The organism is Pseudomonas sp. RW407, from assembly GCF_003176655.1.
Taxonomy (GTDB): Bacteria; Pseudomonadota; Gammaproteobacteria; order Pseudomonadales; family Pseudomonadaceae; genus Pseudomonas; species Pseudomonas delhiensis.
In genome coordinates this window covers 1,528,745-1,542,060 of the sequence record NZ_QGSL01000106.1, presented here as the reverse complement: position 1 = coordinate 1,542,060, position 13,316 = coordinate 1,528,745, and the positions used below count along the sequence as shown (strand labels likewise).

Sequence of the window (13,316 nt, the reverse complement as noted above, 5' to 3'; positions counted from 1 at the left end):
TGGCGCGGTAATTTTGCCTTTGCCCGCTAGCTTGTGCGTCCGGGCTACTGGAAGCGTCGATGGAGGTCCGGGAATATCTCCTGGGCGAACCAGGCCGGCAACCCTGGCTGCACGCTGCGGGATTTCGGCGTCGGGCTGAGTACCACGCCCAGGCGTACCAGGCGGCTCAGTTCATCGATCGCCGGGCGCGGCGTCAGGCCGGTGAAGGTCTTGAAGTCACTGCGTGGCATCTCGCCCTGCACCAGCAGGGCATGGACCGCCGCTGCGCTTTCCTCCCGGGCGCCGGCCGCGCGTAGCTGGGCGTTATAGCGGAATGCCCGCACCACTCGCTCGCGCAGGGCTGTCGGGTCGACGGCCTGGGTCATGTAGTCGATCTGGTCGTGGCAGACGTCCAGCATGAACTCGATGAAGGCGAAGTAGTGCTTGCGGCTCAGCTTGCCGCGTCCGTCCAGGTCGCCTTCGCGAGGGCGGTCGGCCAGCGCCAGCATCCGATAGTAGTCCTGGTGCTGGCGCGCCAGGCCGCGAGACAGGGACCAGAGCGTCGGCCGCAGGCCCAGGGCAACGAGGTGGATATGGGTCATCAGCCGTGTGGTGCGCCCGTTGCCGTCGAGGAACGGGTGCACGAAGGCCAGCCGGTGATGGTAGGCGAGGGCGCCGATCAGCCGGCGGCGTGGGTCGCGGGCGCGTCCGAAGCCATCGCGCAGGTGACGCAGCATCGGCAGCACGACAGAGGCGGCCGGCGCGGGCCTGCCGCCGATGGCGACTTCCTCGTCCGGCCTGGCGCGCAGCTGGCCCGGTTGCAGGAAGCGGCCGTCGTCGAGGCGCCGGCTGGCATCATCGGTATCGTCGAACAGGCGTTCGTGCACGCGCTGCACCAGCGCCGGTTCGAACAAGTCGCTCCATTGCGCGGTGGGGAAGCGCCGCAGGGCCCGTTCGAACACCGCCTGCGCCTGCATGTGCCTGATGGCCAGGTCTTGCAGCAGGAGACGCTCGCGGCGTGGCGCGGCCTGCGCCTGCTGCATCATTGCGATCTCGGTATAGCGGCCCTCGATGAGGTTCGAATAGTAGCTGTTGGTTATCTGCAGCAGTTGCCCGAGCTGCTCGCTCGTTTGCCTGGCCAGGCGGCCTGCCAGGAAGGCCGCCTTGCCCGGCAGGGCGTCAGCCCGTTCGATGATCGAGGCCGGCAGCTCTTCCGGCAGTATCGGGTCCAGCCAGCCCTTGTCGGTGATCAGCGGCATTGCTGCTTTCCTGGGTAAATTTCTTCACATTTAAATTCACATTTCGTAAGGCTGCAAACCCTTATGTATTGCGGCTTGTATTTGGTTTTAGAGAGTCATTAAGAAAGTTTTTCTTCATATTTTTACCGGCAGGGCGCCGGCACGCCCGGCAGCGGGGAACGGCACCGTGATCCGGTGCCGCAGCAAGGAAGACCCCGGAGCCCTCAGGCCGTACGCCCACCCAGCGTCTCCGCCACCCAGTCCGCGATGTACTGCCCGGCGTTGATGCTGTTGTCGAAGCTGGAGTGCTGCACGCCGCCTTCGCGCTCGGTAAAGATCTTCAGCTCGCGCCTCGGGCTGTTCACCAGTTGCTCGTAGGTGCGGTGCGCCCATTTCAGCGGAATCTGCGAGTCCTTCTCGCCGTGGGTGACCAGGAAGGGCACGCGGATGCGTTCGAGCACGCCGTCCAGGTGGACGTTCTCGGCGATGCCCATGAATTCGTCGATGTCCTTCGCGCCCCAGACCCATTGCACGTGGGCCCAGTAGTGCGGCACCGGGAAGTCGCCTTCCTTCTCCAGGCGGCGCTTCTGCACGTCGCGCCAGTCGTGGTTGGCGCCCCATACCACGCCGCAGGCGAAGCGTGGTTCGAAGGCCACCGCGCGCGGGCAGTAGTAGCCGCCCAGGGACACGCCTTCCAGGCCGATGCGCTTGGCGTCGACGTCCGCGCGGGTTTCCAGCCAGTCGAACACGCGGCTGGCCCAGTGCTCGCTGTCGTAGCGCGCGGTCAGGCCGTGCAGGCGCAGGGCCTCGCCGGTGCCGGGCTGGTCGATGATCAGCGAGGCCACGCCGCGCTTGGCCAGCCAGGCGGGCAGGCCGACGCGGTATTTCATTTCCTTGGTCGAATCCAGGCCGTTGACCTGCACCAGCAGCGGCGCCGGGCCCTCCACGCCCTCGGCGCGCACGTAGAGACCGGCGATGTGCTTGCCTTCGTAGGGGATCTCCACGCGTTCGCAGTTCTCCTTCGACAGCGCGACGCCGCGGGCGAAGGTGTCGAGGAAGCGCCGGTACAGCGTCTCGCGGCCCGGGGCGCCGTGGGCCTGCAGGCGTTCGCAGGTGAGGTAGTAGGTGGCGGCGCGGTTGTACTTCTCGCCGGCGGAGAACAGGCGGCCGGCGGCCTCGTCTTCCTCGGCCAGGCCGCAGAGCTTGTCGGCCATTTTCGACCAGGTCTCGCGGAAGGCCCGGGTGCCGGCGGCGTCGGGCTGCCTGGCGGCCTCCTGCAGCGGGGCGCACATTTCCTCGATCTCGCCCAGGCGGGCGCCCATCTCGATGGCCAGGTCCACCGAGAGGTTCCAGACGTAATTGGTGGGGAAGTAGCGGAACATTCTTGTTGTCCTTCTGCGGTCGGGTTTTCCGGCGCCCGGGAATGGCGGCAGGCACGCAGGGCGCGGTTCGACGGCAAGGTACGTAGGCGGGGCGGTGCTGCGCCAATCGCGAGTGGGGATGCGAGGTATCGCCAAACGCGATGCCCCGGCGCCACGGCGGCGGCCGGGGGGCGATGGGGCGGGGTCAGCCGGTGTGGCGCAGGGCTTCGGGCTGCTGGTCGAGGCTCTGGATGAAGTCGCGGATGCGCTCGCGCAGCCAGCGGTGCATGGGGTCGCCTTCCATGCTGCGGTGCCAGAGCATGTATTCGCGCATCACCGGGATCTTCACCGGCGGCGGCAGGATGCGCAGCGGCAGGTAATGCGCGTACAGCTCGGCCAGGCGGCGGTGCATGGTGGCCACGCGCTGGGTGCCGACCAGCAGCTGGGGCAGGGTGTTGAAGTCGTTGGTGATCACTTCCAGGCGGCGGTTGAAACCGTACTGGCTCATGAACCAGTCCTCGATGCTCAGGTGCCGGTTGCGCCCGAAGCCCACCGAGATGTGGCCCATCTGCATGTACTGCTCCAGGGTCAGGCTCTCGCCCACCGCCGGGTTGTCGCGCCAGACCACGCAGACGTGGTCCTCCTCGAACAGCAGCTGCGCCGGGTGGCCGTCGATGATGTAGCGCTCGGGCACGATCATCATGTCCACCTCGCCGCGCATCAGCAGCTCGGCGCTGTTGTCGCCGGGGCTGAGCATCTCGAAGGTGATGTGCGGGGCCTGCTGGTGGATCTTCTGGATCACCTGGGCGAAGAGCACGCTGATCAGGTAGTCGGAGGTCACCAGGCGGAAGTGGCGCTTGCTGCTGGCCGGGTCGAACACCGGCTTGGCGGTGATCGAGGAGCGGATGGTCAGCAGTACCTCGCGCACGGGCCCCGCCAGTGCCAGGGCGTAGGGGGTGGGCTGCATCTTGCGGCCGACCTGCACCAGCAGCTCGTCCTCGAAGAAGGTGCGCAGGCGGCCGAGCACGCCGCTGGTGGCCGACTGCGTCATGTGCAGGCGTTCGGCGGCGCGGGTGATGTTCTGCTCTTCCAGCAGCACATCCAGCGCCACCAGCAGGTTCAGGTCCAGGTGGTGGAATCGCATGGCAGATGGCTCAGGCTTGTTGTAGTTATTTTCGCGATACCTTCCCGCCGCATTCCCGATACGTCAAGACCGCTGCGCCATGAGTGGGCGGCAAACACCCGCCGCCATGGGCCCGCGCCCAGGTATCGCATTCGGCGATGCCTCGCATCCCCACATGCGATTGGTCAGGGCGCCATGGCGCCCGCCAACCTGCGCCCCAGTCGAGCGGCCCCCGTGCCGCGGCGACCCACCACCGGCGGCCCCCTGCCCGGCGCCGAATCATAATTTCAATGGAGTGGTAGCCATGAACATCCTTGGCCTCGACGCCCTGGTCTTCGGCGTCGACGATATCCAGGCCTGTGCCGATTGCCTGCGCGACTACGGCCTCGCGGCCACGCAACTCACCGCCGACGGTGGGCGCTTCGAAGCCCTCGACGGCACCGCCATCGTCATCCGCCACGGCGACGATCCGAGCCTGCCGCCGGCCCTGGGCCCAACGCCTTCCCTGCGCGAGACCGTCTACGGCGTGGCTGGCGCCGCCGACCTGGAAGCCATCGCCGACGAACTGGGGCGCGACCGCGAGGTGCGCCGTGATGCCGCCGGCGCGCTGCACTGCGTCGACGACCTGGGCTTCGCCATCGCCTTCCAGGTCAGCTGCCGCCGTCCGTACGAGGCCCCCGCCGACCTGACCAACGCCCCCGGCAGCGCGCCGCAGCGCCCGCTCAACCAACTGGGCATCACCCCGGACATGCCGGCGTTGCCGCGCACCTTGTCCCACGTCGTGTACTTCGTGCCCGACGCCGCCAGGGGGGAGGCCTTCTACCGCGAGCGCCTGGGCTTCGTCACCACCGACAGCTTCGTCGGCGTCGGCCCCTTCATGCGCACGGCGGGCATGGACGACCACCACTGCCTGTTCATGATCCAGACGCCGCCGCACATGCAGGGCTGCGAGCACTTCACCTTCCACCTGGGCAGCGGCACCGAAGTGCTGCTGGCCGGCACGCGCTTCCAGAACAAGGGCTGGACCAGCTTCTGGGGCCCGGGCCGGCACCTGCTGGGTTCCAACTGGTTCTGGTACTTCAACAGCCCGCTGGGCTGCCACATCGAGTACGACGCCGACATGGACAAGCACGACGACGCCTGGGCCGCGCGCCAGGCGCCGATGTCGGCGGACAACTCGCAGCTGTTCCTCTTCACCTCGCGGGAGAAGTGGGCCCCCAGCGGCCCGCCGCCGAAGCAGGGCTGAGCCGTGGAGTGCATGGCGCTGTGCCGGCTCGACGAGCTGGCCGAGGGCCAGGCGCGCGGCTTCGACCCGCAGGGCAGGGGGGCGGACGGCCTGTTCGCCCTGCGCCACCGCGGCCAGGTGCGCCTGTACCGCAACCGCTGCCCGCACCTGCTCGTGCCGCTGGAGTACCGCAAGGACAGGTTCCTCAGCGCCGACGGCCAATGGGTCGTCTGCTACGCCCACGGCGCGCGTTTCCGCCCGGACAGCGGCGAGTGCGTGTACGGCCCGTGCCGTGGCCAGGCGCTGGAAGCGCTGGCGCACGAGGAGAAGGACGGCTGGCTGCTATTGCCGCTGGCGCAACTGCAAGGCTGAGGTATCGCGCCGCGCGATAGGTCGCATCCGCGGACTCGATTGGTCAAGGCCCGGCCCCGCCGGGAAGCTGTGCCCCGGGGCACGCAGAACGGCCGCACCGCTCGCCGGTGCGGACAACAAGAACAAGACGTGAGAGATGCCATGAATACTGTGAGCAACGTGCTGATCGTCGGCGGCGGCATCGGCGGGCTGTGCGCCGCCATCGCCCTGCGCCGCAAGGGAATCGCCGTCGACCTGGTCGAGCTGAAGAGCGAATGGACCGTCTACGGCGTCGGCATCATCCAGCAGAGCAACGTGGTGCGCGAGATGCACCGCCTGGGCCTGCTGGATGCCTACCTGGACGCCGCCTACGCCTTCGAGGACGTAGCCATCTACACCACCGCCGGCCAGCAGCTGGCGCGCATCCCCGGCCAGCGCCTGGCGGGGCCGCAGTACCCGGCCAACGTCGGCATCTCCCGCCGCGCGCTGCACAAGGTGCTGAGCGAGACCGCCATCGAACTGGGCACCCGGGTGCGCCTGGGCACCTCGGTGGAGAGCTTCGAGCAGGACGCCGGCGGTGTCGACGTGCTGTTCAGCGACGGCAGCCAGGGCCGCTACCAGCTGCTGGTGGGCGCCGACGGGCTGTACTCGCGGGTCCGCGGCCTGCTGTTCGGCGACAGGTACCAGCCGCGCTTCACCGGCCAGTCGGTGTGGCGCCACAACTTCCCGCGCGCCGCCGGCATCGACCACCTGGCCAACTACCAGGGCCCCTCGGGCAACGCCGGCCTGGTGCCGCTGGCCGACGACCTCATGTACCTGTTCACCACCTCCCACGAGCCGGGCAACCCCTGGATGGACCCGGCCGGCCTGGCCGAGGGCCTGCGCCAGCGCCTGGCCGGGTTCGGCGGGCTGATCGGCGAACTGCGCGAGCAGGTCACGGACAGCGCCGAGGTCGTCTACAAGCCGCTGGAGGCGGTGTTCGTCGACGAGCCCTGGTACCGCGGCCGGGTACTGCTGATCGGCGACGCCGCCCACGCCACCACCCCGCACCTGGGGCAGGGCGCCGGCATGGCCATCGAGGACGCGGTGGTGCTGGCCGAGGAACTCACCGCCGGCGGCAGCCTGGCCGAGCAGCTGCAGCGCTTCATGGGCCGGCGTTTCGAGCGCTGCAGGTTCATCGCCGAGAAGTCCCTGCTGGCCGGGGAGAAGGAGATCGCCCGGGACCCGTCCTTCGACCGCATCGGCCTGGTCCGGCAGATGCTGGAGGTCACCGCGCGCCCCATCTGAGCCCATGTACCCGGCGCGCCTGCCCTGGCCGCGCGCCGGCGCCAACACGAATGCACAAGAACAAGAACGAGGTGACCTCGATGCCCACTGACAAGCGTGCAACCGCGCGGCCGCTGCCGCCGCTCAAACCCCTCACCCTGGCGCTGCTGGCCCTGGCCGCCGGCCACGCCCAGGCCTTCGAATTCGACACCGGCAACCCCGACCTGCGGGCGCGCTGGGACAACACCCTGAAGTACAGCGCCGCCTGGCGCACCCAGGACGCCAGCAGCAAGCTCACCGAAGGCCAGACCGCGCTGAACCTGGACGATGGCGACCGCAACTTCGACAAGGGCCTGATCTCCAACCGCCTGGACCTGCTCTCCGAGCTGGACGTGACCTACGGCGACGTCGGCGCGCGGGTCAGCGGCGCGGCCTGGTACGACGACGTCTACAACCGCGGCACCGACGCCAGCGACCCGAGCCGGGCCAACAGCTACTCGGCGGACTACGACGAATTCACCGACGACACCCGCACCCTGCACGGGCGCAAGGGCGAGCTGCTCGACGCCTTCGTCTTCGGCAAGACCGAGCTGGCCGGCATACCGCTGTCCGGGCGCCTGGGCCAGTACGCCATGCAGTGGGGCGAGAGCCTGTTCTACGGCATGAACGGCATCGCCGGCGGCATGGCGCCGATCGACGTGGTCAAGGGCCTGTCGGTGCCCAACACCCAGTTCAAGGAGCTGATCCGCCCGGTACAGCAGGTCTCCGGCCAGCTGCAACTGACCCCGGATGTATCCATCGGCGCCTACTACCAGTTCGAATGGGAGGCCAACCGCCTGCCGGCCGCCGGCAGCTACTTCTCCACCGACGATTTCTTCGGCGACGGCGCCGAGCGCATGTTCGTCGGCGCGCCGGTGATGCCCGGCGGCCAGCCGCTGGCCTTCTACCACGGCAACGACAAGGAGGCGAAGGACTCGGGGCAGGGCGGCGTGCAGCTGCGCTGGCGCACCGAGACGGTGGACTGGGGCCTGTACGCCATCCGCTTCCACGACAAGTCGCCGCAGCTCAACGTGCGCACCGACTTCGCCAACCTCGACCCGCTCACCGGCAAGGCCGGCGAGTTCTACTGGGTGTACCCCGAAGGCATCGAGGCCCTGGGCGCGAGCTTCTCCACCACGGTGGGCAACTTCAACCTGGCCGGCGAAGTCTCCACCCGCTGGAACCAGCCGCTGGCCTCCACCAACCAGCACGCCCTGGCCGTCGGCGAGGTCATCGACAACAGCGACGACCCGCTCTACGCCACCGGCCGTACCCTGCACGCCAACTTCTCCTGGCTGGCGAGCCTCGAGCCGAACTTCATCGCCCAGGAGGCGAGCTTCCTCGGCGAGATCGCCTGGAACCGGGTGATGAGCGTGAGCAGGAACCGCGACGCCATCGACCCCAATGCCGACCGCGACGCCGCCAGCCTGCGCCTGGTGTACGAGCCGATGTACCGGCAGATCTACCCCGGCCTGGACCTCTCGGTACCGATCGGCGCCAGCTACACCAACGGCGCCTCCGAGGCCCTCGGCACCGGCTTCGGCACCGACCACGGCGGCGACATCAACGTCGGCCTCAAGGGCAACTACCTCAACACCTGGAGCCTGGGCCTGACCTACACGCACTACTACGGCCCGCAGAACACCTTCCTCGACGCCGACAACCACTACACCTTCGAACAGTCGCTGAAAGACCGCGACTTCATCGCCTTCACCGTCAGCCGCACCTTCTGACCGAGGACTGCCCGATGAAACACAACAAGAAACTCGCCTGCCTGCTCACCGCCCTGAGTGCCTCCCTGCTGTTCGCCCACGGCGCCCTGGCCGCCGTCTCCGCCGAGGAGGCGGGCAAGCTGAAGACCACCCTGACGCCACTGGGCGGCGAGCGCGCCGGCAACGCCGACGGCAGCATCCCGGCCTGGACCGGCGGCTACACCCAGGCCGACCCGGCCTACAAGGACGGCGGCAAGCGCGGCGACCCCTTCGCCGCCGACAGGCCGCTGTTCACCATCACCGCGCAGAACATGGCGCAGCACGCCGCGCAGCTCACCCCCGGGGTGCAGGCGATGCTGAAGAAGTACCCGGACAGCTACCGCCTGGAGGTCTACCCGACCCACCGCAGCGCCGCCGCCCCGCAGTCGGTGTACGACGCCACCTTCGCCAACGCCACCAGCGGCAAGCTGGTGGACGGCCCGGCCGGGCCCATGCCCGAGGGCGCCGCCGGCGGCATCCCGTTCCCCATCCCGGCCAGTGGCGCCGAGGCCATCTGGAACCACCTGCTGCGCTGGCGCGGCGCGTCCTGGCACGCCAGCTTCACCCAGTACCTGACCACCGCCGACGGCAAGCACGTGCTGACCAACGACTCGCGCTCGGACCTGCAGATGCCCTGGTACCTGCCCGGCGGCGCGGGCGAGAAGGGCGTGTTCTGGTCCATCCGCATGATCAACGACGGCCCGCCGCTGCGCGCCGGCGAGGCCATCACCGGCCTTGAGAACCTCAATGCCGACAAGGCCTCGGTGTGGACCTACCTGCCCGGCCAGCGCCGCGTGCGCCGCCTGCCCAACGCCTGCTGCGACACCCCGACGCCGGCCACCGCGGGGGTCATGAGCTTCGACGAGCTGTACGTGTTCAACGGCCGCGTCGACCGCTTCGACTGGAAACTGGTGGGCAAGCGGGAGATGTACATCCCCTACAACGCCAACAAGGTGTTCACCGCCGCCGGCCCCGAGGCGTTGCTGGACGCGCACCACCTGAAGTCCGACGCCATCCGCTGGGAGAAGCACCGCGTCTGGGTGGTGGAAGCGACCCTCAAGAGCGGCCAGCGCCACGTGATGCCGAAGAGCACCTACTACCTCGACGAGGACACCTGGGCGGCGGTGCTGGGCGAGCGCTACGACGCCCGCGGCCAGCTGGCCAAGGTGCTCTGGACCTCGCCGGTGGTGCTGCCCGACCTGCCCGGCGTGGTGACCCTCACCAACGGCTTCTACGACCTGCTCTCCGGGGCCTGGTTCGCCGGCGACCTGTTCGCCGGCAAGAGCGAGCAATACCGCATCGTGCCGCCCTACAAGGACTCGGTGTTCACCGCCGACGCCATGGCGGGCGAGGGTGTGCGCTGAGCGTTAGCACCGGGGGGCTGTAGGAGCGCGCCCTGCGCGCGAATCGCGGGCAGGGCCCGCTCCTATGGGAGACCTCGCTGTACCCGGCCTCGTCAGGCCCGACTACAAGAAAAACCAAGGTTGCGTGCGATGAAGAAGATGCTTTCCGGCCTGCTCCTGGCGGCCTGTTGCGCGGCGCCGCCGGTCCACGCGGCGAGCGTTGCCGATGTCCTGGTGCAGCCCGCCGTGCAAGGCCCCCAGGCCCTGCGCGCGGTACTGCAGGACGTGACCCGCGCCGGCCAGCGCCTGGTGGCGGTGGGCGAGCGCGGCGTGGTGCTGCTTTCCGACGACAACGGCAGCAGCTGGCGCCAGGCGGCAGCGGTGCCGGTGAGCACCAGCCTGACCGCCGTGCAGTTCGTCGATGCGCGCAACGGCTGGGCCGTGGGCCATGCCGGCGTGGTGCTGCACAGCGACGATGGCGGCGAGCACTGGCGCCTGCAACTGGACGGCAAGCGCGCCGCGGCCCTGGAGCTGCAGGCCGCCGAGGCCACCGCCGACGCCGGGCGCGTCGCCGCCGCGCAGCGCCTGGTCGCCGACGGTGCCGACAAGCCGCTGCTGGCCCTGCATTTCAGCGATGCCCGCCACGGCCTGGTGCTGGGCGCCTACGGCCTGGCCCTGGCCACTGGCGATGGCGGGCTCAGCTGGCAGTCATGGATGGGCCACCTGCCCAACCCGAACGGCCTGCACCTGTATGCCGTGGCGGGGCAGGGCAGCGTGCTCTACCTCGCCGGCGAGCAGGGCCTGCTGCTGCGCTCGCGCGATGCCGGCGAGCACTTCGAGGCCCTGCAGGGCCCCTATGACGGCAGTTACTTCGCCGCCGCCATGCTGCCCGACGGGCGCCTGCTGGTGGGCGGCCTGCGCGGCAAGCTGTTCGCCTCCGACGACGATGGCGCCAGCTTCCGGGCCCTGGCCAACCCGGTGCCCGCGTCGCTCAACGGCATCCGCGTGGCCGGCGGCCAACTGCTGCTCGCCAACCAGGCCGGGATGCTCCTGCGCAGCGGCCTGGACGACTTCGCCCCAAGGCCGCTGGCGGTCTCCGACGGCCTGCCGCTGAGCGCCGCCACCCTCGCCGCCGACGGCGCTCTGGTGGCCGTCGGCATGGCCGGCGCGCGCCGCCTGGCGCCTTCTTCCTCCTCCAGCACAGCGGACTGAGCCATGCACGCCCCGACTTCCCCCGCGCCGTCCAGCGGCCGCCTCGACGACTTCGACAGCGCCTCCGGCTCGCTGCTGGAACGCGCCCTGTTCAACCACCGCGGCCTGGTCCTGCTGCTGTGCCTGGCGGCGACCCTGCTGCTGGGCTGGCAGGCCACGCGCCTGACGCTCAACGCCAGCTTCGAGAAGATGATCCCCCGGGAGCACCCCTTCATCCTCAACTACCTGGCGCACCGCCAGGAGCTGGCCGGCCTGGGCAACGCCGTGCGCATCGCCGTGGCCAACCCCGCGGGCAGCATCTACGACAAGCATTACCTGCAGGTGCTGCAGCAACTCAACGACGAGGTGTACCTGCTGCCCGGCGTGGACCGCGCGGCGATGAAGTCCCTGTGGACGCCCTCCACCCGCTGGACCGGCGTCACCGAGGAGGGCCTGGAGGGCGGCCCGGTGATCCCCGACGGCTACGACGGCGGCGCCGAAAGCCTCGCCGCGCTCAAGCGCAACGTCGAGCGCTCCAACGAGATCGGCCAACTGGTGGCCTTCGACCAGCGCTCCAGCATCCTCTACGTGCCGCTGCTGGAGAAGACACCGGACGGCCAGGCGCTGGACTACACCGCCTTCGTCCATGAGCTGGAGGTCCTGCGCGGCAAGTACCAGGCCCAGGGCGTGGACATCCACATCACCGGCTTCGCCAAGGTGGTCGGCGACCTGATCGACGGCCTGCGGCAGATCCTGCTGTTCTTCGCCGCCGCCATCGCCATCACCGCGGCGGTGCTCTACTGGTACACCCGCTGCGTGCGCAGCACCGCGCTGGTGGTGGTGTGCTCGCTGGTGGCGGTGGTCTGGCAACTGGGCCTGCTGCCCTTGCTGGGCTACGAACTGGACCCGTACTCGGTGCTGGTGCCCTTCCTGGTGTTCGCCATCGGCATGAGCCACGGCGCGCAGAAGATGAACGGCATCATGCAGGACATCGGCCGCGGCATGCACCGCCTGGTGGCGGCGCGCTTCACCTTCCGCCGGCTGTTCCTCGCCGGGCTCACCGCGCTGCTGTGCGACGCGGTCGGCTTCGCGGTGCTGATGATCATCCGCATCCAGGTCATCCAGGACCTGGCGGTGATCGCCAGCCTGGGCGTGGCGGTGCTGATCTTCACCAACCTGATCCTGCTGCCGGTGCTGCTGTCCTACGTCGGCGTCAGCCTCAGGGCGGCGCGGCGCAGCCTGCGCGCCGAAGAGGCCGAGGCGAGCGGGGCGGACAAGCATGCCGTGTGGCGCTTCCTCGACCTGTTCACCCGCCGCCGCTGGGCCGCGCTCTGCATCGCCGTGGCCGCGCTGCTGGCGGCCGGCGGCTACGCGGTGAGCCTGAACCTGAAGGTCGGCGACCTCGACGCCGGCGCCCCGGAGCTGCGCCCGGACTCGCGCTACAACCGCGACAACGCCTTCGTCACCGCGCACTACGGCGCCAGCAGCGACGTCTTCGCGGTGATGGTGCAGACCCCGGCCGGCGCCTGCTCGGCCTACGACACCCTCAAGCGCGTCGACGACCTGGACTGGCAACTGCGCGGCCTGCCGGGCGTGGACTCGACCAACTCCCTGGCGCTGCTCGAGCGCCGGGTGCTGGTCGGCCTCTCCGAGGGCAGCCCGAAGTGGTACGAGCTGGTGAACAACCAGGCCACCCTCAACATGGTCACCGCCAACGCCCCGCGAGGCCTGTACAACGACGATTGCAGCCTGCTGACGCTCTACGCCTACCTCACCGACCACAAGGCCGACACCCTGGCGCGGGTGGTCGACAGCGTGCAGGCCTTCGCCCGCGACAACGACGGCGATCAGGCGAAATTCCTCCTGGCCGCAGGCAGCGCGGGCATCGAAGCGGCCACCAACATCGTGGTCAGGCAGGCCAACCACGACATGCTCTGGTGGGTGTACGGCGCGGTCGTGCTGCTTTGCCTGGTGACCTTCCGTTCCTGGCGCGCGGTGCTCTGCGCGGTACTGCCGCTGGTGCTCACCTCGATCCTCTGCGAGGCGCTGATGGTGGCGCTGGGCATCGGCGTGAAGGTCGCGACCCTGCCGGTGATCGCCCTCGGCGTGGGTATCGGCGTGGACTACGCGCTCTACGTCATGAGCATCGTCCTGGCCCAGCTGCGCCAGGGCGCCAGCCTTTCCACCGCCTATTACCGGGCGCTGCTGTTCACCGGCAAGGTGGTGATGCTCACCGGCGTGACCCTGGCCATCGGCGTGGGCACCTGGATCTTCTCGCCCATCAAGTTCCAGGCCGACATGGGCGTGCTGCTGGCCTTCATGTTCGTCTGGAACATGGTCGGCGCACTGGTGCTGCTGCCGGCGCTCGCCTACTTCCTGCTGCCCCGGCGCCAGGCGCAGCCCGCCGTGCCGGCGCACCATCTGGAGGAAATCCACCACGACCGCGACT

At 69.4% G+C, this 13,316-nt stretch carries 10 protein-coding genes; 7 read left to right on the top strand and 3 right to left on the bottom strand.

Annotation, left to right across the window (positions count from 1 at the left end; all coding sequences use genetic code 11):
- Positions 1-44 precede the first annotated feature (44 nt).
- The 3 genes from DK254_RS23640 to DK254_RS23630 all read right to left on the bottom strand — a co-directional run bounded on the left by DK254_RS23640 (position 45) and on the right by DK254_RS23630 (position 3,722).
- Complete coding sequence (locus DK254_RS23640; protein ID WP_109935734.1) at positions 45-1,238, bottom strand: Fic family protein; 1,194 nt, start codon at positions 1,236-1,238, stop codon at positions 45-47.
- Between the two features lie 203 nt (positions 1,239-1,441).
- A complete protein-coding gene (locus DK254_RS23635) occupies positions 1,442-2,599 on the bottom strand; it encodes a S9 family peptidase (RefSeq protein WP_109935733.1) in 1,158 nt (385 codons plus the stop codon).
- 184 nt (positions 2,600-2,783) lie between these two features.
- Positions 2,784-3,722 carry a LysR family transcriptional regulator gene (locus tag DK254_RS23630; RefSeq protein ID WP_109935732.1) on the bottom strand — a complete coding sequence of 313 codons (939 nt, stop codon included), beginning with the start codon at positions 3,720-3,722 and terminating at the stop codon, positions 2,784-2,786.
- 283 nt (positions 3,723-4,005) lie between these two features.
- Here DK254_RS23630 and DK254_RS23625 point away from each other — a divergent pair, with 283 nt between their 5' ends.
- From DK254_RS23625 to DK254_RS23595, 7 genes are all read left to right on the top strand, one after another.
- Entirely contained in the window at positions 4,006-4,947 is a 942-nt protein-coding gene (locus DK254_RS23625; protein WP_109935731.1) for a VOC family protein, read from the top strand.
- Between the two features lie 12 nt (positions 4,948-4,959).
- A complete protein-coding gene (locus DK254_RS23620; protein ID WP_371921174.1) occupies positions 4,960-5,298 on the top strand; it encodes a Rieske (2Fe-2S) protein in 339 nt (112 codons plus the stop codon).
- 141 nt (positions 5,299-5,439) lie between these two features.
- Positions 5,440-6,564: an FAD-dependent oxidoreductase gene (locus DK254_RS23615; protein ID WP_109935729.1), complete on the top strand. Its 1,125-nt coding sequence runs from the start codon at positions 5,440-5,442 to the stop codon at positions 6,562-6,564.
- Positions 6,565-6,644: 80 nt separating this feature from the next.
- Positions 6,645-8,315 carry a DUF1302 domain-containing protein gene (locus DK254_RS23610; RefSeq protein WP_109935837.1) on the top strand — a complete coding sequence of 557 codons (1,671 nt, stop codon included), beginning with the start codon at positions 6,645-6,647 and terminating at the stop codon, positions 8,313-8,315.
- A gap of 14 nt (positions 8,316-8,329) precedes the next feature.
- Positions 8,330-9,697, top strand: coding sequence for a DUF1329 domain-containing protein (locus DK254_RS23605; RefSeq protein ID WP_109935728.1), 1,368 nt, complete (start codon positions 8,330-8,332; stop codon positions 9,695-9,697).
- Between the two features lie 129 nt (positions 9,698-9,826).
- Positions 9,827-10,888 (top strand): YCF48-related protein, encoded by a 1,062-nt coding sequence (locus DK254_RS23600; RefSeq protein WP_109935727.1) that lies wholly within the window; start codon positions 9,827-9,829, stop codon positions 10,886-10,888.
- Positions 10,889-10,891: 3 nt separating this feature from the next.
- On the top strand, positions 10,892-13,316 hold a 2,425-nt coding region (locus DK254_RS23595), incomplete at its 3' end, for an RND family transporter (protein WP_109935836.1).

What these genes read in the sequence shown, in the direction of transcription:
- DK254_RS23640 (WP_109935734.1), bottom strand. Translation starts at nt 1,238, where the DNA reads ATGCCGCTGATCACCGACAAGGGCTGGCTGGACCCGATACTGCCGGAA.
- DK254_RS23635 (WP_109935733.1), bottom strand. Translation starts at nt 2,599, where the DNA reads ATGTTCCGCTACTTCCCCACCAATTACGTCTGGAACCTCTCGGTGGAC.
- DK254_RS23630 (WP_109935732.1), bottom strand. Translation starts at nt 3,722, where the DNA reads ATGCGATTCCACCACCTGGACCTGAACCTGCTGGTGGCGCTGGATGTG.
- DK254_RS23625 (WP_109935731.1), top strand. Translation starts at nt 4,006, where the DNA reads ATGAACATCCTTGGCCTCGACGCCCTGGTCTTCGGCGTCGACGATATC.
- DK254_RS23620 (WP_371921174.1), top strand. Translation starts at nt 4,960, where the DNA reads ATGGCGCTGTGCCGGCTCGACGAGCTGGCCGAGGGCCAGGCGCGCGGC.
- DK254_RS23615 (WP_109935729.1), top strand. Translation starts at nt 5,440, where the DNA reads ATGAATACTGTGAGCAACGTGCTGATCGTCGGCGGCGGCATCGGCGGG.
- DK254_RS23610 (WP_109935837.1), top strand. Translation starts at nt 6,645, where the DNA reads ATGCCCACTGACAAGCGTGCAACCGCGCGGCCGCTGCCGCCGCTCAAA.
- DK254_RS23605 (WP_109935728.1), top strand. Translation starts at nt 8,330, where the DNA reads ATGAAACACAACAAGAAACTCGCCTGCCTGCTCACCGCCCTGAGTGCC.
- DK254_RS23600 (WP_109935727.1), top strand. Translation starts at nt 9,827, where the DNA reads ATGAAGAAGATGCTTTCCGGCCTGCTCCTGGCGGCCTGTTGCGCGGCG.